15 protein-coding genes are annotated in these 20255 nt (G+C 69.8%); 10 read left to right on the forward strand and 5 right to left on the reverse strand.

The genetic code is table 11. From position 1 onward, the window contains the following. The first annotated feature begins 132 nt into the window (after positions 1-132). From hemQ to hemL, 6 genes are read left to right on the forward strand one after another with little or no spacing between them, the layout of a single operon-like run. Positions 133-816, forward strand: a complete 684-nt coding sequence (gene hemQ, locus DWQ67_RS01835) for a hydrogen peroxide-dependent heme synthase (protein WP_233555889.1) — start codon at positions 133-135, stop codon at positions 814-816. Further along, entirely contained in the window at positions 813-2024 is a 1212-nt protein-coding gene (locus tag DWQ67_RS01840; RefSeq protein ID WP_121483872.1) for a ferrochelatase, read from the forward strand. The genes hemQ and DWQ67_RS01840 overlap by 4 nt, the downstream gene beginning before the upstream one ends. Further along, positions 2021-3019 carry a hydroxymethylbilane synthase gene (hemC, locus tag DWQ67_RS01845; RefSeq protein ID WP_121483873.1) on the forward strand — a complete coding sequence of 333 codons (999 nt, stop codon included), beginning with the start codon at positions 2021-2023 and terminating at the stop codon, positions 3017-3019. The genes DWQ67_RS01840 and hemC overlap by 4 nt, the downstream gene beginning before the upstream one ends. After that, positions 3016-4077 (forward strand): uroporphyrinogen-III synthase, encoded by a 1062-nt coding sequence (locus tag DWQ67_RS01850; RefSeq protein WP_121483874.1) that lies wholly within the window; start codon positions 3016-3018, stop codon positions 4075-4077. The genes hemC and DWQ67_RS01850 overlap by 4 nt, the downstream gene beginning before the upstream one ends. Continuing rightward, positions 4074-5060 carry a porphobilinogen synthase gene (hemB, locus tag DWQ67_RS01855; RefSeq protein WP_121483875.1) on the forward strand — a complete coding sequence of 329 codons (987 nt, stop codon included), beginning with the start codon at positions 4074-4076 and terminating at the stop codon, positions 5058-5060. The genes DWQ67_RS01850 and hemB overlap by 4 nt, the downstream gene beginning before the upstream one ends. Further along, positions 5057-6373, forward strand: coding sequence for a glutamate-1-semialdehyde 2,1-aminomutase (hemL, locus tag DWQ67_RS01860; protein WP_121483876.1), 1317 nt, complete (start codon positions 5057-5059; stop codon positions 6371-6373). Before hemB ends, hemL begins: the two co-directional genes overlap by 4 nt. 110 nt (positions 6374-6483) lie before the next feature. Here the strand turns inward: hemL and DWQ67_RS01865 are convergent, their stop codons facing one another. The 4 genes from DWQ67_RS01865 to DWQ67_RS01880 form a co-directional block, all read right to left on the reverse strand. Then, a complete protein-coding gene (locus DWQ67_RS01865) occupies positions 6484-7335 on the reverse strand; it encodes a MetQ/NlpA family ABC transporter substrate-binding protein (RefSeq protein ID WP_121483877.1) in 852 nt (283 codons plus the stop codon). Between the two features lie 104 nt (positions 7336-7439). Beyond that, a complete protein-coding gene (locus DWQ67_RS01870; protein WP_121483878.1) occupies positions 7440-8153 on the reverse strand; it encodes a methionine ABC transporter permease in 714 nt (237 codons plus the stop codon). Next, on the reverse strand, positions 8150-9154 hold the full coding sequence (locus tag DWQ67_RS01875; protein ID WP_121483879.1) for a methionine ABC transporter ATP-binding protein: 1005 nt from the start codon (positions 9152-9154) through the stop codon (positions 8150-8152). The genes DWQ67_RS01870 and DWQ67_RS01875 overlap by 4 nt, the downstream gene beginning before the upstream one ends. Positions 9155-9425: 271 nt before the next feature. Further along, entirely contained in the window at positions 9426-10184 is a 759-nt protein-coding gene (locus DWQ67_RS01880; RefSeq protein ID WP_121483880.1) for a 3'-5' exonuclease, read from the reverse strand. A 101-nt stretch (positions 10185-10285) separates the two neighbouring features. Here DWQ67_RS01880 and DWQ67_RS13675 point away from each other — a divergent pair, with 101 nt between their 5' ends. The 4 genes from DWQ67_RS13675 (at position 10286) to DWQ67_RS01900 (ending at position 18636) form a co-directional block, all read left to right on the forward strand. Beyond that, positions 10286-10690, forward strand: coding sequence for an MGMT family protein (locus DWQ67_RS13675; protein WP_158595325.1), 405 nt, complete (start codon positions 10286-10288; stop codon positions 10688-10690). A gap of 51 nt (positions 10691-10741) precedes the next feature. After that, positions 10742-14089, forward strand: a complete 3348-nt coding sequence (locus DWQ67_RS01890) for an ATP-dependent DNA helicase (RefSeq protein WP_121483881.1) — start codon at positions 10742-10744, stop codon at positions 14087-14089. Between the two features lie 26 nt (positions 14090-14115). After that, complete coding sequence (locus DWQ67_RS01895; RefSeq protein ID WP_121483882.1) at positions 14116-17748, forward strand: ATP-dependent DNA helicase; 3633 nt, start codon at positions 14116-14118, stop codon at positions 17746-17748. Between the two features lie 69 nt (positions 17749-17817). Continuing rightward, a complete protein-coding gene (locus tag DWQ67_RS01900; protein WP_121483883.1) occupies positions 17818-18636 on the forward strand; it encodes a hypothetical protein in 819 nt (272 codons plus the stop codon). Positions 18637-18651: 15 nt separating this feature from the next. Here the strand turns inward: DWQ67_RS01900 and DWQ67_RS01905 are convergent, their stop codons facing one another. After that, positions 18652-20145 (reverse strand): macrolide 2'-phosphotransferase, encoded by a 1494-nt coding sequence (locus tag DWQ67_RS01905; protein ID WP_121484229.1) that lies wholly within the window; start codon positions 20143-20145, stop codon positions 18652-18654. Positions 20146-20255 lie beyond the last annotated feature (110 nt).

Genomic DNA, 20255 nt, shown 5'->3' on the forward strand with positions numbered 1-20255 from the left:
CCGCCCCCACAGTCATAGCTCGCGCCGTCCCCCCTGAGGGCGCGAGGAGGTGGCCGGAGACCCGGCCGGAAAGGAACAGGTGAGGACCGCATGTCCGAGACCGCATACCGTCCGGAGAATTCGTCGCCCGTCATGGCGGAGCGCTCCCGGGAGGGAGAGCAGACCCTGCACTTCACCGCCTGGGCGGTCTACGCGAGGATCGATGGCATTGAGCGCGCGGCCTCTGACGCGGAAGAGTTCGACGTCGCTGCCGCCCAGTTGGCGGACGAGGGCGTCACGCTGCGCGGGCTCTACGACGTCTCTGGCATGCGCGAGGGCTCTGACCTGATGGTGTGGGTCCACGGACCCAGCTTTGAGGGCCTGCAGGCGGCCCTGCGCCGGCTGCGCCGCACCGGTCTGCTGGCCGGAACCGAGCTGGCCTTCTCCTACTTTGGGGTGCACCGCGAGGCGGAGTTCGCCAAGGACCACTCGCCCTCCTTTGCCCGCGGCACCGAGCCAAGCGAGTGGCTCACCGTGTACCCGTTTGTGCGCTCCTACGACTGGTACACCCTCGATGCCAAGGAGCGCGGCAAGATGCTGCGCGATCACGGCATCCTTGGCCGCGACTTCCCCATGGTGCAGGCCAACACCGTGGCCTCCTTTGCCCTGGGCGATTGGGAATGGATCATTGCGCTGGAGGCCCCCGAGGTGATCGACTTGGTGGACATGATGCGCCACCTTCGTTACACCGACGCCCGCCAGCACGTGCGCGAAGAGGTCCCCTTCTACACCGGGCGCCGCATCAGCGCCCAGCAGGCACTGGAGGTGCTGGCATGAGCGCGGATATCAGCTTTGACCCGCGAACGGGGTACGACGAGAACGGCAGGATGGAGCCCAAGGCGTACGACGCCCTGATCCTGTCCTCCTTCGGCGGGCCAGAGGGCCAAGAGGACGTGATCCCGTTCCTGCGCAACGTCACCGCCGGCCGCGGCATCCCGGACGAGCGCCTCGAAGAGGTGGCAACGCACTACCGTGCCAACGGCGGCGTGAGCCCCATCAACGCCCAGAACCGCGCGCTCAAGGCCGCGATTGAGCGCGAGTTGGAGGCGCGCGGAGTCCAGCTCCCCGTGCTGTGGGCCAACCGCAACTGGGACCCCTACGTGGCAGAGGTGCTGCAAGAGGCCTACGGGGCAGGCCACCGGCGCCTCCTGGTCCTGGCGACCTCCGCCTACTCTGGCTACTCCTCCTGCCGCCAGTACCGCGAGGACTACGGCGTTGCCCTGCGAGAGACGGGCCTTGAGGGCAAGCTAGAGGTGGACAAGATCCGCCAGTACTTTGACACGCCCGGCTTCGTGGAGCCCTTCGTTGAGGACCTGGCGACGGGCCTGGCGGATGTGCGCAAGCAGCTGCTGGCCAAGGGCGAGGAGGGTGCCCCGATCCACATCGTGTTCACCACCCACTCCATCCCGCAGAGCGACGCGGATGCGGCCGGCCCGCGGGACCTGGTGGCCCAGATCGAGACGGACATGTACTCCCAGCAGCACCTGGACGTGGCCCGCGAGATCCTCTCCCGCGTGACTGCGGCGCAGGGCCTTGACTGGTCCCTGGTCTTCCAATCCCGCTCCGGTGCGCCGCACATTCCCTGGCTGGAGCCGGACATCAACGACGCCATCACGGAGTACGCCGAGGCCGGAACCCGCGGCGTCGTGGTGGTTCCCATTGGCTTTGTCTCGGATCACATGGAGGTGGTCTGGGACCTGGATACCGAGGCCAAGGAGACCTCAGAGGAGCTGGGGCTTGCCTTCCACCGTGTGCCCACCCACGGCACGCACACCGCCTTTGTATCCGGCGTGGTTGACCTGATCGAGGAACGCCTGCTTGGCCCGGACGGCCAGGCGCTGCGCCAGGGTCGCGTCTCCTGCGTCACGGGCGGGCCATGGTTTGACGTGTGCCGCCCCGGTTGCTGCGTGAAGCAGATGCGCGATGGCACGTTTAAACCGACCATCGCCGCCGTTGACTCAGAGGTAGGAGTTCCCCAGGCGTGAGCGATTTCCGCATCGGCACCCGCGGCAGCGCCCTGGCCACGACCCAGACCGGGATCGTGGCCAGGGCGCTGAGCGCCGCCGGGGCCGGTGACCCAGAGACCCTGATCGTGAAGACCGAGGGAGACGTGGTCACCGGCTCGCTGGCCGCGCTGGGCGGGACGGGCGTCTTTGCCGCCTCGTTGCGCCAGCGCGTGCTAGATGGCGGCGTTGAGGTGGCGGTGCACTCGCTCAAGGACCTCCCCGTGGCCCAGCCGGAGGGTCTGAGTATCGCCGCGATCCCCACCCGCGAGGACGTCCGCGACGTGCTGGTGGCGCGGGATGGCCACACGCTGGACAATCTCCCGACCGGCTCCGTGGTGGGCACCGGGTCCCCGAGGCGCGCCGCGCAGCTGTTGGCCGCGCGCCCGGATCTGCGCGTCGCAGACATCCGCGGCAACGTGCCCACGCGCCTGCGGCGGGTCAAGGGGCTTGTCCTTGAACACGACGACCCCGGCTCCGTTGGCCGCGAGCGCGCGGGAGACCTTGACGCCGTGATCCTGGCCGGGGCCGGCCTGGACCGTCTTGGCCTGCAGCGCTTCGTCACCGAGCGCATTGACCCCCACGTCATGCTCCCCGCCCCCGGGCAGGGCGCCCTGGCGGTGGAGGTCTCCAGCGCCACGGCGGCGGCTGATTCCCCGCTGACGCGCGCGTTGTTGGTGCTCGACGACGCTGCCACCAGGTGGGCGGTCAGCGCCGAGCGGGCGCTGTTGGCCCGGTTGGAGGGCGGCTGCGCCGCCCCGCTTGGCGCGCTCGCCGTGCTCAGCAGGACCGGCTCGCTGAGAGTGGATGCCGTGGCCGTGAGCCCGGATGGCTCCCGCTCGCTGCGTCGCCACGCCTCCGCCCAGGTCCAGGACCTGGCCGGTGCGCTTGCCCTTGGTGAGCGGCTGGCGGATGAACTCTTGGCCGCAGGAGCCGCCCAGCTGATGGGCACCAACCCGGAAGGCGAGAAGCCATGAGCGCACCCACCGTCGCCGTGTTGCGGGCAGAGGACCGCGCCACGCCGCTGGCCAACGCCTTGCTGAAGGCCGGGGCCGTGCCCGTGCTGTGCCCGCTGATAGCGCACGAGCTGCCAGAGCCAGGCACGGAGACCGCCGTGATCCGTGAGGGGCTCGCGCGCCTCGCGGAGGGTGCCTTCTCCTGGGTCGCGTTCACCTCCGTCACCACCGTCTCCGCCCTCCTGGCGATTGCCGCTCATGCGGCGGACGAGGGCTCCTCAGGCGCCGCCTCACAGGGTGGTAGCCAGGCTCACACCGGAGAGGAAACAGCTTTCGAGCCTGCGTCCTTGGCCGACGCGTCCTTCGCCGGCGCCGCCGCGGCAGGCACCGAGACCCACGCAGCAGCCGCCGACCCTGCCAGCGGTGCAGGGCAGGAGCATGTGCCCGGTTCCACCGCGCCGCTGCTGCAGGTGGCGCCGCGCACCAAGGTCGCCGCAGTGGGCAAGGCGACCGCAAGGGCACTGCGCGCCGCCGGGGTACGCGTGGATCTGATCCCGTCCGCCGAGCATTCCGCACGCGGGCTGCTGGCGGATTGGCCGGCCGTAGAGGACACCGCGTTTGCCGCCGTCTGGCTTCCCGCCGCGGATCTGGCCTCGCCCAAGCTGCGCGACGGCCTCTTGGAGCTGGGCTGGCGACCCGAGGATGCCGTGGCATACCGCACGGTCCCCGCCCCCGCCCGGCCGGAGCTGGCGCTCGCGACGGCCGTGCGCGGCGCCAACACACCCGAGGCCCTGCCAGGGGCCGCGCGCATGTTGCCCGATGACCTCGCGGACGCCCTGTCCTGCGGGCTGCTGGACGCCGCCGTGCTCACCAGCCCGTCCACGGCGCGCCGCGTGGCGCAACTGCTGGACGGGCGCGCCAGCGCGACCGGCTACATCGCGATCGGGCCGCGCACCGCGGACGAGGCGACCGGGCTTGGCCTGCGTATCGACGCGATCTCCGCCTCCACCGACCCCGTCGGCCTGGCCGACGCCCTTGCGGCCCGGGACACGGTCGTTCACGAAAGGAACCCACAGTGAGCTTCCCGTCCCGGCGCCCCCGCCGGTTGCGCCAGTCCCCGGCCGTACGCCGCCTGGTGGCGCAGACGAGCATCAACCCGCATCAGCTGATCCTCCCGGCCTTTGTCCGCGAGGGGGCCACGGAGAACATCGCCATCTCCTCCATGCCCGGCGTGGTCCAGCACAGCCGAGACTCGCTCAAGGCGGAGGCGGCCCGCGCCGCAGAGGCCGGGCTGGGCGGCATCATGCTCTTTGGTGTGCCCGCCACGCGTGATGCCGTGGGCTCCGGCGCCACCGACCCAGAGGGCATCCTGAACCTGGCCATCACCGATGTGAAGGCGGAAGTGGGGGATGAGCTGCTGGTCATGGGCGACGTCTGCCTGGACGAGTTCACCGACCACGGCCACTGCGGCGTGCTCGCGGCGGACGGTTCAGTGGATAACGACGCGACGCTGGCGATCTACGCCGAGATGGCCGTGGCCCAGGCCCGCGCCGGCGCGGACGTGCTTGGCCCCTCCGGCATGATGGACGGGCAGGTGGGAGTCATCCGCGCCGCCCTTGACCAGGCAGGCTTCCAGGACACCCTGGTCATGGCGTACTCCGCCAAGTACGCCTCCGCCTTCTACGGCCCCTTCCGCGAGGCGGTGGACTCCCAGCTGGTCGGGGACCGGCGCACCTACCAGATGGACCCGGCCAACCGCCGCGAGGCCGTCCTCGAGGTGGAGCTTGACCTGGAAGAGGGCGCGGACATGGTCATGGTCAAGCCCGCCATGGCCTACATGGACATCCTGGCGGACGTCGCCGCCATATCCCCGGTTCCCGTCGCCGCCTACCAAATCTCCGGCGAGTTCGCCATGATCGAGGCGGCCGCAGCCAACGGATGGATTGACCGCAAGGCCTCCATCCTCGAATCCGTCCTGGGACTGCGCCGCGCCGGCGCGGACCAGGTGCTCACGTACTGGTCGCTGGAGATTGCGCAGTGGCTGAAGGAAGGCACAGCATGAGAACCAATGCCCAGGAATTCGCCACGGCCCAGGCCATCATGCCCGGCGGCGTGAACTCTCCCGTCCGGGCCTTTGGCTCCGTGGGCGGGGTGCCCCCGTTCCTCGTGGACGCCCACGGCGCCCACGTCACGGACGTGGAGGGCAAGCGCTACGTTGACCTCGTCATGTCCTGGGGCCCCGCGCTGCTTGGCCACTCCCACCCGGCCGTGATCGAGGCCGTGCACCGCGCCGTGGATCACGGGCTCTCCTTTGGGGCGTCCACCCCGGCCGAGTCCCGCCTGGCCGGGCTCATTGCCGGGCGCATGGGCGGCGTGGAGCGGGTGCGCCTGGTCTCCACCGGCACCGAGGCCACCATGACCGCCGTGCGCCTAGCCCGCGGCTACACCGGCCGGGACCTCATCGTGAAGTTTGCCGGCTGCTACCACGGTCACGTGGACGCGCTTTTGGCCGCCGCCGGCTCCGGCCTGGCGACGCTGGCGCTGCCCGGCTCCGCCGGCGTGCCCGCGGCCGTCACCGCGGAGACGCTGGTGCTTCCCTTCAACGACCGCACCGCTGTGGATGCGGCCTTTGAGCAGTATGGCCAGCGCATCGCGGCCGTCATCACCGAATCCGCCCCCTGCAACATGGGTGTGGTGCTCCCGGAGGAGGGCTTCAACGCCTACCTGCGCGCCAAGACCACGGAGGCGGGCTCCCTGCTGATCGTGGACGAGGTGCTCACGGGCTTCCGCGCCTCAGACGCCGGCTACTGGGGCCTCACCGGCCGCACCGAGGGCTGGGTCCCTGACCTCTTCACCTTCGGCAAGGTCATTGGCGGCGGCATGCCCGCGGCCGCGCTGGCAGGACCCGCCCAGATCATGGACTTCCTGGCTCCTCTTGGACCCGTGTACCAGGCTGGCACGCTCTCCGGTAACCCCGTCGCGACCGCCGCCGGGATCGCCCAACTGGAGCACGCGACGTCGGACATGTACGCCAACATCGACGCCCGCTCGCTGCAACTGCAGGACGAGCTGAGCGCCGCGCTGAACGCCGCAGGCGTGGATCACTCGCTGCAGGTGGCTGGCAACCTCTTCTCCGTGGCCTTTGGCACCTCAGAGCGCGGCGTGCACAACTACGCCGACGCCCAAGCGCAGGAGGGCTGGCGCTACACGCCGTTCTTCCACTCCATGCTGGAGCAGGGCGTGTACCTGCCGCCCAGCGTCTTTGAGGCGTGGTTCCTCTCCGACGCGCACGACGACGCGGCGATGGATCAGATTGTCACCGCGCTTCCCGCCGCCGCCAGGGCCGCGGCGACGGCGACGGCGCCGGACGCCTAGTCCTGCCGCGGCGCCGCGGTACAGTGCCGCGCGTCGCGACTCGACGGCAACAAGAAAAGGTTCCCCGCACCAACCGGTGCGGGGAACCTTTGCATGTGGATCGGGAAGGATCAGAACGCCGGGATGACGCTCTTATCCGGCCAGGTCTTCTCGATGTAGGCCTTGACCTCAGGGGAGTGCAGCAGCTCGTCAAGCTTCTTGACGGCGGGGGTCTCCTCGCCATCACGCCACACCAGGAAGTTGGCGTAGGGGTTGTTCTCAGCGGACTCCACGGCGATGGGCTTCTGGTCCAGCTTGGCGGAGAGCACAAAGTTACCGTTGACGATGGCGGCGGCGACCTTGGGGTCCTTGATCTGCTGGACCACGACCTCCGGGTTCATCTCGTTGAAGACCAGCTTCTTGGGGTTCTTGTCCGCGCTGGCATCGCCGGAGATGGCCAGGGCAGTGTCGGTGTCCTGGATGTCCTTGAGCACGCCGGCATCCTGGAGCACCTTCAGCGAGCGCACCTGGTTGGAGGCGTCGTTGGTGATGGCAATCGTGGAGCCCTCGGGGATGTCCGCGGCGTTCTGGTACTTCTCCGAGTAAGCGGAGATGGGCTCAAGGTGGATGCCCTCGCCGTGGGCAAACTTGTAGCCCTTGTCCTTGCTCTGCGCCTCAAGGTAGGGCAGGTGCTGGAAGAAGTTGGCGTCCACCGACTTGTCCTGCAGCGAGGTGTTGGGGGTGATGTAGTCATCAACCTCCTTGATCTCCAACTCAATGCCGGAGTCCTTGGTGAGGTTGTCCTTGACGTACTGCAGGATCTTGCCGTGGGGGATGGGGCTCGCGGCCACGGTGATCTTGACCGGCTTGGCCGGGTCAAGGGGCGGGGCAGAGGAGGCCGCCGGGGTGGAGCCGGCGCCGCAGGCGGACAGGGCCAGGGCCGCGACGGCGGCCAGGGCTGCAAACGAGAACTTCTTGCGCACGAGAGTGCTCCTTGATGACGGGCCGCTGGGTAAATAAAGGCGGCGACGACGCAGCTGGCGGCTACCGGCTGCAGTTCCGGCCCTGGGGCCGGGAGAATGGGGGGTTAGCGGTGATCCACGACGCGGGTGAGGCGATCACCGAGGAACTGAATGAGCTGCACCAGCACCACCATGATCACGAGGACCACAAGCATGATGGAGAGCTCAAAGCGCTGATATCCGTAGTTGTACGCCAGGCGGCCTAGGCCGCCGCCGCCGATCAGGCCGGCCATGGCGGAGTAACCCACCAACGTGACCACGGTGGTGGTGATGGCCGCGACCATCGCGGGACGTGCCTCTGGCAGCGCGACCTTGGAGACCAACTGGAAGCGGCTGGAACCCATGACGGACGCGGCGTCCAACTTGCCGCGGTCCACCTCACGCAGCGCAGACTCCACGAGGCGGGCAAAGAACGGGACTGTGCCGATGGTCAGCGAGACGCTGGCCGCCATGGGGCCAAGCGAGGTGCCGACCAGGATGCGCGTGAAGGGGATCAGCGTGAGCATCAAGATGGCGTAGGGGATGGAGCGCAGGATGTTCACGATGACCCAGGACAGGACCACCTTCACAAAGACATCAAGCCACTTGGGCAGGATCCCCCCGCGGGAGCTGGCCCAGAGCAACACGCCAAAGACGGTGCCGATCAGCACGGTGGCGATGCCAGAGATGGCGACCATTTGCAGCGTCTCCACCAGGGCGTCGCCAATCACCTTCCAGATGCCGGTGGCCTTGAGCGGCGCAAAGAAGTCATCGGCGGCAAGAATCACAGACTGGCTCATGCGGCCACCTCCGGGGAAACGGGTGCGGTCACGGTCGCGCCCATGCGGCGCAGCTCGCTCTGGATGTGGTCGGCGTCGACGCCAGCAGGGATGGCCACTCGCAGCCGCGACACGCGGCCACCAGCGATGCGCTCAATGGAGCCGGCCATCACGGGAACGTCGCTACCGGCCAGGCGCGAGGCCTCGGCAACAAACGGAAGATCGACGGCGTCGCCCACAGCCAGGATGTCCAGGGCCGTTTCTCCGGACCGCAGCGGGGTCGCGGACAGCGGCGGCAGCGGAACCAGCTGCTGTGTCAGGGCGCCGTTGGAAGCAACGACCTCTTCCACGGAACCGGACTCCACAATGGTGCCGTTCTGCAGCAGGGACACGGAGTCACACAGCGTCTTCACGACGCTCATCTCGTGGGTGATCACCAGGACGGTGAGGCCAAGACGATCACGCACATCGCGGATGAGCTGGAGCACCTCTGCGGTGGAGGACGGGTCAAGGGCAGAGGTGGGCTCGTCGCAGAGCAAGACCTTGGGGTCCGCGGCCAGAGCGCGGGCAATGCCAACCCGCTGCTTCTGTCCGCCGGAGAGCTGGGAGGGGTAGGCCCCCTCGGCGCCCTTCAGGCCCACCAGCTCAAGCAGCTCGGTGGCACGGGCCAGGCGCTTCTCACGGGAGAGGCCGGAGATTTCTAGCGGGTAGGCCACGTTGCGCACGGCGGTGCGGGCGTCAAAGAGGTTGGCGTGCTGGAAGACCAGCCCGATGCGGCGGCGGGCCGCCTGCAGATCCGTTCCGGAGAGCGCGGTCAGGTCCTGCCCATCGATGGACAGGGTGCCGGAGCTGGGAGTGTCCAGGAGGGTCAGACAGCGCACGAGCGTGGACTTGCCGGCGCCGGACTGGCCCACGATGCCGTGGATTTGGGCATCTGGCACGGCCAGGGAGACGTCTTTGAGCGCCTGCACGCGGCGGTCGCCGGAGACGAACTCCTTGCTCAGATGGGAAACAGTGATCACGGGTGTCTGGGGTCCTCTTCAACGCGGGGAGTGATGCAACCTCCCCATTGAAGCACCCGCGAAGATTATCGACCGAATGGCCTCTCTTGCCGACGAATCTCCCAGGTGTGCGGCAATGTGCGCCCCTTTGCCGAAGAAGTGAGCGGTATGCCCGGATTGCGCCGAACGAGTGCATGTTCCCAGGCCCGCGTGGCGGAACCATGTGACGTATGAATCCCGTCACAGGAGGTCACACGTGTGTCAATCGGCACATCACCCCCGCAGCGGCGCCTCAGCCCTCGCGGGGGCCCAAGTCCGCGCGCGGCCAGACGGCGTCCACGCTCGCGGAGGGATCCTTGCGGCGCAGAAAGTCCTGGAAATTCTCTGCCCAGGCGCGCTGCCACCCCTCTTGTGCCGTGTGCAGCTGGGGCAGCTCCACCTGGATCTGGGCGGCGTACTTGCGGGCAATGGCATCCGCCACGCCGACGGTGGCAAGGGCGTCCGCCGCGGAAGTGTGGGCGTTCACCAGGGACACCCCGTAGTGCTCGCTCATGGCCGTCAGGGTGCGCTTGCCGCGGCGGTACTTGTCCACCGCGCGGTCAAGCACCAGAGGGTCAATCACGGGGAACGGGCGAATGGAGGGGACCCCCACCCTCCGGGACTCCGCCTCTAGCACCGTGAAGTCATAGGGGGCGTTGAAGGCCATGACGGGCATGGTCTGGAAGAGGTTTCCCAGCAGCTGAGCGATCTGGGCAATCGCCGTGGCCGGGTCCTGCCCCTCAGCGCGCGCCTTCTCCGTCGTGATGCCGTGCACGGCGGCGGCCTCCTCCGGGATCTCCACGCCCGGATCAACCAACCACTCGTGGTGCTGGAGCAGTTCGTTGCGACCGTTCACGATCACGACGGAGGCCGTCACGATGCGTGCGGTGCGCGGATCCCGCCCGGTGGTCTCCAGGTCAAACGCCGCCCGTGGCAGTTCATGCCAGGCCACGGCGCCTCCCGTCGCATCGCCGAGGGGGAGCTGGTCTTGAATGTTGTTCTCGTGCGCCATGCCCTCACGTTATCGCGGCCGGGCCACGGCGTGCGCGGCGCCGGGCTTGGCCTGTGGATAGCGCCCGTCGTCGCGGCGCGCGCGCCGCTAGAGTGGGCAGCGTGGTGAACCCGAGGTTTAGCGATCCAGAGGCAGTAGATGAGGCGGTCTATCGCGTCATCGAGGCCGTCCCGCCCGGCCGGGTGACCTCTTACGGCGCCGTGGCAGAGATCATTGGGCTGTCCACTCCCCGGCGCCCTGCAGGTGCCATGCGCAAGGCTCCGGAGGGCCTCACGTGGTGGCGGATTGTCCGCGGCGACGGCACCATGACCGCGCCGCTCTTTGCCCGCGGCCGCGCGCATTGGGACGCGGAGGGCACCCCGCGGGATGAGGACAGGATTCATCGCAGCGCGTTCTGGAAGCCCACCGCCGCGGAGCTCGACACCCTGCAGCTGAGGCTGGATGAGGTGCTTGGCGTCCCGGCCAGCGAGCCGGAGTCTCCCTCCGATTCCCCCGCGGCGGACTGAAACGACGCGCCCGGTTGGGAAGGTGTCGGCCCAGGGTGGTCTCATAAGGGGGTGAACCTCCCACAGCTCATCTCCCAGCCAGGCCACGGCCCCGTCCTTGTGGTGGGCGGGCCAGGAACGGGCAAGAGCACCGTGGCGCTTGAGGTCGTCATTGACCGGCTCCGCGCAGGCACCCACCAGGACGCCATCCTTGCCTTGGTTCCCACCCGGCAGCAGGCGGATCGCCTGCGTGATGAGCTGGCGCTGCGCTCCGGAGCCACCTTTGCCGAGCCGGTGGTGCGCACCTACTCGGCCTATGCCTTTGACCTCATCCGCCTGGCGCGGGAGCAGGGGCTGATCCGGGCGGACGGGCGGCCGCCGCGCCTGTTGGCCGGCGCGGATCAGGACGCGTTCATCGCCGAGTTGCTGCGCGGGCACCGGGAACACGGCGGGGGGCCCGCCTGGCCGGATTCTCTTGGCCAGGCCGTGGGCACCCGCGGCTTCCGGCAGGAGCTGCGCCAGTTCCTTGATCGCGTCAGTGAATGGGGGCTTGAAGCGGACGACGTCGAGGGGTTGGGTCGGCGCTGCGGCGTCCCCGAGTGGGGGGCCTGCGCGCAGTTTCTGCGCGAGTACCGCCGGGTGGGGCAGCTGGCGCATTCGGAGGCCTTTGACCCGGCCGAGTTGGTGGGGCTGGCGCTGAAGGTGTTGCGCGCCTTCCCCGACTTTGCCGCCGTCCAGACCGGCGGCCTCGAATTACTCGTGGTGGATGACCTGCAAGAGGCCACCGGGTCCCAGCACGCCTTGGTGCGTTTCCTGGCGGACCCGGCCCGCGGGCGGCGCGACGCGGTCCTGCTGGCCTCCCCGGACACGGTGGTGCAGGGTTTCCGCGGCGCCCGCCCGGACCTGGTCCGCTTGCTCCCCGGGGAGCTTGGCGGGGACAACGGCCCGGCGGCGGTGGTGGAACTGACGCAGAATTTCCGGCTGAGCGCTCCGCTGAGCACCGCCATCCGCCGCGTCATGCTGCGCATCCCGTCCGCCACCGGCGAGTTGGGGCGCCGCTGGGAGCCCCGCCCGGAGGAGGGCGCCGCGGCTGGCCAGGCGGCTGGCACCGCCGCTGGCCAGGCGGCCGGCCCCGCAACGGGCCCCGCCGGCGCCGGGGCGTCCGCCGCCGAGCCGCCTGTCGACGTCCGCGTGGTGGAGTCCGTGGTGCACCGCGACCGGCTGGTCTCCCGGCACGTCCTTGAGGCGCACCTGAGCCGCGGCGTGGCCTACGAGGACATCGCAGTGATTGTGCGCAACGGCGCGCAGGTGCGCAGCGTGTCGCGTGCGCTTGGCCTGGACGGGATCTCCACCGAGGTGCCTCCCGTGGAGATTCCGCTGCGTGAGGAGGCCGCCGTGCTCCCGCTCCTGGCGCTGCTGGAGCGCGCCCTGGTCCCCGCCGCCCCCCGCGTCCGTGACCCCCGGGAGGCGCTGGCGGACGCCGCGGCAGTGCAGTCCCTCCTCACTGGCCCCTACGGCCGCGCGTCCTCCCTGGATGTGCGTTGGCTGCGCCAGGAGCTGCTCATTCACGAGCGTGCGGCGCGCGGCCCCGAGGCGGAGGGGCCCGCCCCGTCCAGCACGCAGCTCCTCGCGGCGCTCCTGGATGGCGGCTACACCGCGTCTGAGTTGCGCGCCCTGGGGACCACCGCGCTGCCGGGCGTTCGCCTGCTTGACATGCTCGCCGCCGCGCGCCAGCACCTGGAAGGCGAGCACACGCCGTCGACCGCCGTGTGGGCGCTCTGGGACACGGCCCGCGCCGCCGAGCCCTGGCGCGAGCAGGCGTTGGGGGAGCACGGGCTGCGCGGGGACCGCGCGCACCGGGACTTGGATGCGGTGATGGCGCTCTTCCAGGCGGCGGAGCGCTACGTGGATCAGCACCCAGGGGCCTCTGTCCCTGACTTTCTTGACCACGTGCGAGGGCAGGAACTGCCCATGGACTCCTTGGCCAGGACCGGCTCCACCAGCGGGCGCGTCAAGGTCTTAACGCCCGCCGCCGCGGCCGGACTGGAGTGGGACACGGTCATCGTGACGGGGCTGGAGGAGGGGCTGTGGCCCTCCACCGGGTTGCGCGGGCAGCTGCTGCGCTCGGATGAACTCGCGACGGTCGCGGAACTGGGACCGCAGGCCCTGCGAGACTCCACAGTGGCGCAAAAGCTGCGCGCCGTTCGCGATGACGAGCTGCGCCAATTTGTCACGGCGCTCTCCCGGGCGCGCACCCAGCTGCACCTGATCGGCATCTCCGGGGATGACGCCACCCCCTCGAGCTTCCTTGAACTGGTGCGCTCCGATCACGCTGAGCCGCTGGTCATCACCGCCGTGCCCCGCCCGCGCACCCTCACCACGCTGACCGCGCTGCTGCGCCGCACACTAGAGGCCGGCGCGGACGAAGCGGCGGCGGACGCGGCCGGCGTGCTGGCGCTCTTGAGCCTGGCAGAGCCTCCGGTGCCCGGAGCGGACCCCGCGAGATGGTGGGGGCTTGCCCCGCTCTCCAGCGCGGATCCCATCGTGGCCCCCGGTGCCGCGGTGCGGGTCTCACCGTCCAAGGTGGAGTCAGTGCTGAACTCCCCGCTGAACTGGTTCATCCAGGCGGCGGGAGGGGTGGCGCCCGTGGACTTTGCCCGCAGCCTTGGCACGCTGATCCACTCCATTGCCGAGCAATACCCGGAGGCCAGCCAGGAACAGCTCCTGGTGGCGTTGCATCACCGCTGGGATGAGTTGGAGATGCCGCAGAACTGGCTGGGCTCCACCGAGCGCGAGCGCGCCGAGCGGATGCTGGGCCGCCTGGCCGGCTACTACGAGAGCGCCAGCGCTGCCGGACGCAGTCTGGTGGGGTTGGAACAGGGGATTGGCGTGGACCTGGAGCCGCGCTCGCCGGGGGAGCACCCGGTGCGGATCAACGGATCCATCGACCGGGTGGAGGCGGACGCGGAGGGGCGCCCCTACGTGGTGGACCTCAAGACCGGAAAGCTCATTCCCACCGCGGTGGAGGCCCAGCAGCACCCGCAGCTGGCCACCTATCAGGCGGCAATCCTGGCTGGTGCGCTGCTGGCGCCGCAAGAGACACTGCCCGACGACGTTGGCGTGGGTGACAACGTTGGTGCGGGTGACCGGGCGGGGTTGACCGGACTCGGCGACCCGACCCATCCGGCGGGGGCCGCCTTGGTCGCCGTCGGGACAGAGACGGCAAAGGCCACGGTGCGCGCGCAGGCGCCCATCGAAGCGGAAGAGAATTGGGCGGCGGACATGGTGGCTGATGCGGCGGAGTTGATGTCTCGGGCGGACTTTGTGGCCATGCACGAGCAGGGCGGGGCGGCGGTGCGTTGCACCCTTCCCGGCGCCTGCCCGCTGTGCGCAGAGGGACGCCAGGTGACCGAGCCGTGAGCCGCGCATCGATGAGGGATGGGGACATGAGCGGAGAGCACACGCCCTCACCCTTTGAGGATCCGGATGTGCTGGCGGCGGCGCTGGGGCAGGAAAACCGACCCACGTCCCAACAGCGAGACGTGATCACCTCCGGCCTCTCGCCCCTGTTGGTGGTCGCTGGCGCGGGTTCGGGGAAGACCGCGACCATGGCGGACCGCGTGGTGTGGCTGGTGGCCAACGGCCTGGCCCGCCCGGAGGAGATCCTTGGCGTGACCTTCACACGCAAGGCCGCCGGGGAACTGGCGGAGCGGTTGCGGGGGCACCTACGCCGCCTGCGCTCGGTGATGCAGCAGGGCCAGGAGGCGGACCTTGGCATGGAGCCAAGCGTGTCCACCTATCACTCCTTTGCCAAGACCTTGGTGGCGGAGCAGGGGATGAGGATAGGCCTGGAGCCGGACGCGCCGGTCTGGGGCCCGGCCCAGTGCTGGCAGCTGGCCACCAAGGTGGTGGATGCCTATGACGGGCCGCACCAGCACCTGCATTCCTCCCACGGGACGCTCGTGGAGGGCGTCCTTGGCTACGCCTCGCAGGCGGCGGAGCACCTGGTGGACCCGGCAGGCACCGTGGACTGGCTGCTGGAGCGCGCAGACGGGCTCGAGGAGCTGCCGTTCGGGGCCACCGCCCGGTCCACCAAGCCGAGCAAAGAGATTGACCGGCTGCGCACCCACGCCACGGTGGCCAGGCTCGCCGCCGACTACCAGGAGGCCAAGGCCCGGCGCGGGATCATGGACTACGGCGACCTGGTCGCCTTCGCGGCCCGGCTTGCCCTGCTCCCGGAGGTGCAGGCCCAATATCGCTCGCGCTACAAGGTGGTGCTGCTGGACGAGTTCCAGGACACCAGCCACGCCCAAATTGAGCTCTTTGCCCGGCTCTTCGCCGACGGAAGGCACGCGGTCACCGCCGTGGGGGACCCCAACCAGGCCATCTACGGCTTCCGTGGTGCCTCCGCCGGTCAGCTCGCCGCCTTCACGGACCGTTTCGCCACCGTGGCAACCGATGGCACCCGCACCCCGGCTCCGGTGACCCAGCTGACCACCGCGTGGCGCAACTCGCGCTCCATCCTGGACGCCGCCAACCTGATCGCCCGGCCTCTCAATCGCAGGCAGACGCTCTCGGATGCTGCCGAGCACGCCGCGGTACCGGACGTCGCTGGCGCGCCTACAGACCCATGCGACGCGGACCACGCGGGGGTGCTCGCGCCGTCGCGCATCACGCTGCCCCGCCCAGCCGGGCTCAGAGTGGACGCCCTGGAGGCTCGTCCGGCCGTGAGCCAGGGCCGCGTGGTCCTGGCGCACGCCGTGATTGCGGCGCAGGAGGCCAGGGAACTGGCCGACTTCCTCCAGCGCGAGCGCGAGGCCTGGCGGCAGGCCAAGGGCGCGTGGCCCTCCGTCGCCGTGCTGACCCGTAAACGCGCCACCATGGCGCCGGTGGCAGAGGAGCTACGCTCGCGCGGCATCCCCGTGGAAGTGGTGGGCCTTGGCGGCCTGCTCACGACTCCGGAGGTGCAGGATGTGGTGGCGACGCTGCGCGTCATCGCCGACCCGGGGCGCTCGGACGCGCTCATGCGCCTGCTCGCCGGCGCCCGTTGGCGGATTGGCCCGGCGGACCTGATGGCGCTGGGGGACTACGCGCAATTCCGTGCCAAGCGTCGGGCGGCGGCCGTGCGTCAGCTGCGCCGAGCAGATTTTGAGACCCCGGACGGGCAAGCCGCGGAGGATCGCGGCCACGTGGACGGCAACGACCTGGTGGATCAGGCCAGCCTCGTGGAGGCGCTGGATCACCTCCCACGCGGCGAGTGGGTGAGCCGGGACGGCAGGACGCTGGGAGAGGCGGCCCGTGCGCGGCTGGCCCGACTGGCCGCGGAGCTGCGGCGCTTGCGCCGGCTGCTCGGAGAGGAGCTCCCGCTACTGGTCGCGGAGGTGGTGAGCACCCTGGGGCTGGACGTGGAGGTGCTCTCGCGTCCCGGGCGCGACGAGCACGCGGCCCGGCGACACCTGGATGCGTTCGCGGACGTCGTCGCCCGCTTTGACGGTGGGGACGGGGAGGCGGAGCTGCCGGCGTTCCTGGAGTGGCTGGACGCCGCCTCCACCCACGAGGGTGGGCTCTCCACCTCGCCGGAACCGGCGGAGGACGGCACGGTGCAACTCCTGACCGTGCACGCGTCCAAGGGCCTGGAGTGGGACATCGTCGCGGTGCCGGCCCTGAACGCCGGGACCTTCCCCTCAGGGCAGGTGACCCGCTGGACCAAGAGCTTTGCCGAGCTGCCATGGCCGCTGCGCGGAGACGCAAGCGAGCTACCCCAGCTCAGCGCCCTGGATGACCCGGCGGCGGTCTTTGAGCATCAGAAGGAATACGAGGAGTTTGAGAAGGGCACCAAGGAGGAGGGCTACGCCCTAGAGGTGGCCCGGCACGCGGAGAAGGAGGAGCGCAGGCTCGCATACGTGGCGTTCACCCGCGCGCGATCGGTGCTGTGGTGTTCCGCCAGTGATTTCAGCGGGCTCTCCAAGAAGCGGGTGGAGCCCTCGCCGTTCTTTAGCGAATTGGCGGCCTGCCTTGCACCGCAGGGTGAGGGATTGATTGCACCGGAGCTGGCGTTGGAAGACGCGCAGGAAACGGGCCGCGCCCCGGAGGTGGAGCGCGGGCCGTGGCAGGAGGCTCCAGCGGAGCTGGAGGAGAACCCGGAGGCCGGCATCATGCTGCGCGGCGAGTGGCCCTACGATCCGCTGGCCGGCGCCACCGTGTTCAAGGGCGAGGAGGTCATGATCCCGCGGGTGGCCAGCCGGCGGCCGGGCCTAGAGGCCGCCGCGCTAGATGTGCGCACGGCGCGGGAGGCGCTGCTGGCCTCGGGGGAGATTCCGCGACCGGGCTCCGAGCTGGGGCTGGAGTGGGACCAGGAGGCACGGCAGTTGCTGCAGGAACGCGCCGAGGCTGGCTTGGAGCCGGAGCTGATTCCGCCGCGGCACGTGCGCGCCTCCCTCTTTGTTGAGGCGGCGGATGATCGCGAGGCGGTGGAGAAGGACCTGCGCCGCCCCGTGCCGCACCGCCCGGGGGTCGCCGCGACGCAGGGCACGGAGTTTCACCAGTGGGTTGAGTCGCGCTTTGAGGCTCAGGGTCACTTTGACCTGGACGACGACGCTCTCTACAGCGATGCGCGCGACGCGGGCGACGCGGGTGGCGAAGCAGGTGAGGGCGGCGTCGTCCCGGACGGGGGCACCGTCGGCGCAACCGCAGCGGTGGAGCAGCTCAAGGCCAAGTTCCTTGCCTCTGAGTGGGCCAATCGCCAGCCGGAGATCGTGGAAGCCGCGCTGGAGACCCGGATTGGGCCGGTCAGTGTGCGTGGCCGCATCGATGCGGTCTTCAAGAGCCCCGAAGGGCGCTGGGACCTGGTGGATTGGAAGACCGGGCGCGTGCCCACCGCCGCCGAGCTTCCCAAGAAGTCACTGCAGCTTGCCGTGTATCGACTTGCCTGGTCACGCCTGCATGGGGTGCCCCTGGACCAGATCGACGCCGCCTTCTATTACGTGGCCCACGGCAAGACGGTGCGGCCGCCGCGACTGGCGGATGAGGCACACTTGGAGGCGCTGATCACCGAGCTGTTTGCGACCGAAGGCCAGTAGGCCGGGCGCGCGTCCTCGCTGTGGCAACGTCATTCACGCAAGATCACCACCGCACTTTGGGGAGAAAGCATGGCCTTCAAGGCAGACACGGCGCAGAAGACCGGTCACGTGGAGCGCGTGCGCGCGCTCGCCCCAGGGGCCAGAGCAATCCTGGTTTGTGTCATGGTGATACTCACTCCCATGGGGGTGTTGATGGCCATCGGCGCCATGAACGGGATGGGGGCCGGGGACGTTGACCCAGCCATGCTGGCCTGCGGCCTTGGCATAGCGGCCATCGGGATTTTTCTTGGGTTCGTGCGCCGAGCGGGCGTGGAGGTTGGCCCCGAGTGGGTCAAGGTCCGCAACAGCTTCCGTGCCCGCACCGTGGCGCGCGCTGACGTGCAGGGGGTGGAGGCCGATGGCACCTTCTCACCCGTTCTGCACCTGCGGGACAAGAAGCTCATCGTGAGTGTCCTGGACCCCAACAGCGGCGGCCTCCCGGCCTTTCAGCGCTATCGCGATGGGGTCACGATGCGCCTCATGGAGCTGCTGAACCGCTACGTTCCGGCTGATCCTTCCACCGGCTTGCCGGCGCGCTCGGTGCCCTTCCAACGCGGGGGCGTGCCCGCGGACTTCGTGTTCCCGGCTGGGTTTCGCGACGTGCGCAAGGACCCGCAGGGCCAGGAGCAGGAGCACCGGGACGTCCTGAGTCGTTGCACCCCCGGCCACGCCCTGGCCGGCACGGATTTTCAGGTCATCGCGACGGATGGCAGGGAGCAGATCGCGGTGTCCCACCACCGCCTCATGCTGCTGCGCTGGCAGGGCGCCCCGAACGATCCCCACACGCTTCCGTGGGTCCTTGCCTGCGAGTCACCGCAGCAACTGGTGGACACGCTGCGCCACCGCTAGAGCGGCCCGCGGGCGTCAGTCCTGCTCCCGGCCCTTCTTGGCGGCCGGGTCCTCCTCGGCGGTCGGCTTCGGCTTCTCCGCCGGGGGCACAATCGTCATGGCCTCGGTCGCGGGATCCGGGACGTCCGCGTCTGTGATGACGGCATCGTCATCCTCGTCTGCTGACTCGGCTGCTGGCCCGTCTGCTGGCTCGTCCGTTTCCTTGTCCTCGCTGGCAGCTTTCTTCGCGGGCTCCTGCGTCGCCTCCGGCGTGGGCTCGTCCCCCTGCTCGGGCTTCGCTTCCTGCTTTGGCTCCGCGTCCTGCTCAGGCTTGACCTCCGGCGTGGGGTCCGGTTCGGCGACGGCCTGCGCCGCCGGCTTGGCCGTGACCGCTGGGGCGGGGAGCTCCGTCACGGCAGGCGTCAACACGGCCGGCTGCTCAGGCGTGGAGTTCTCGGCTGCGGTGGGCTCCACCCAGTCGCCCTTGGCGTCCACGACCGGGCCACCGGCTGCGTCCGCGTCGGCAGGGTCGGTGGGTGCGGCGTCGTCGAGCTGTGTGACGGAAGGGGCGTGTTCTGGCCGCTCCGGCCCGGCCTCCACCAGGCCAACCGGGCGGTCTCCCAGCTCCTGCAGATTGGTGTCGAGGTCCGCCAGTAGGACCTCTGCCTCCGCGACGCGTGCGGCGTCGCCGCGCGTCAGGGCGCGGGCCAGCCAGCGGGCCAGGGCAAACTCGGCGGCCAGGGTGGCGCGCCGCATCAGGTGCGGGTCGGCCTTGTCGCCGCGCCGGGCACTGTAGGCATTCACGACCGCGTCGATGGTGCGCTGATCATCCAGGGCCAGGAGCCAGGCCAAGTCCTCGGCTGGGTCGCCCACGTGCAGGTCGGACCAGCCGGTGACCGCCACTAAACGGTCCTCGTGGACAAATAGCTGTTCTTCGTGCAGGTCGCCGTGGACCGCGGAGGGGTTAAACCGCCACAGCGAGACGTCCTCCATGGCGTTCTCCCAGCGCCGCAGCAGCCGGGCGGGCACCTTGCCGCTGGAGGCAACCTGGTCCAGTTCGGAGAGGCGGGCGCGCCGAAATTCCTCGGCGTCGTAGGTGGCCAGGCCGGCTCGTTCCACTGTCTCGCGGTCAATCTCATGGATCGCCGCGATGGTCCTGCCCACCTGCGTGGCCAGGTCCGGGGAGGCCAGCAGCTCATCGAGGGAGAGCACGTGCCCATCCAAGTGATGATAAACAAAGGTTTTAAGCTCGCCCTGTTTCACCGTTCCGGCCACGGTCGGAACGGAAAAGGGGAGCGTGGCGCGCACCGTGGGGGAGAGCCCGCCAAGCGCGCGAAGCTCGGTTTCCAGGCGCAGACTGGCGTCTGGGTGCTTGGGGCTGCGCACGCGCCAGCGCGAGCCCTTGCTGTCCACCACGAGGGCCGCGTCAAAGTCTTCTGCGTCGTCCGGAAGCCGCCCCACCTGCGAGGCAACGAGTCCGGGCACGGCTGCGGTGGCGACGGCGGCGAGGTCGAGAGGCGAACGTTTCACCTCCCCACCGTACTTTGAGCGGCCCGGATGCCGGCGGGAGTTGCGCTCGGCGCGTCGGAAGTTGTCCACCGATCCCGCCGCCTCGTCAGCGAGTGTCGCCCCTTCTCGAT

Source organism: Galactobacter caseinivorans (genome assembly GCF_003640665.1).
Classification (GTDB): domain Bacteria; phylum Actinomycetota; class Actinomycetes; order Actinomycetales; family Micrococcaceae; genus Galactobacter; species Galactobacter caseinivorans.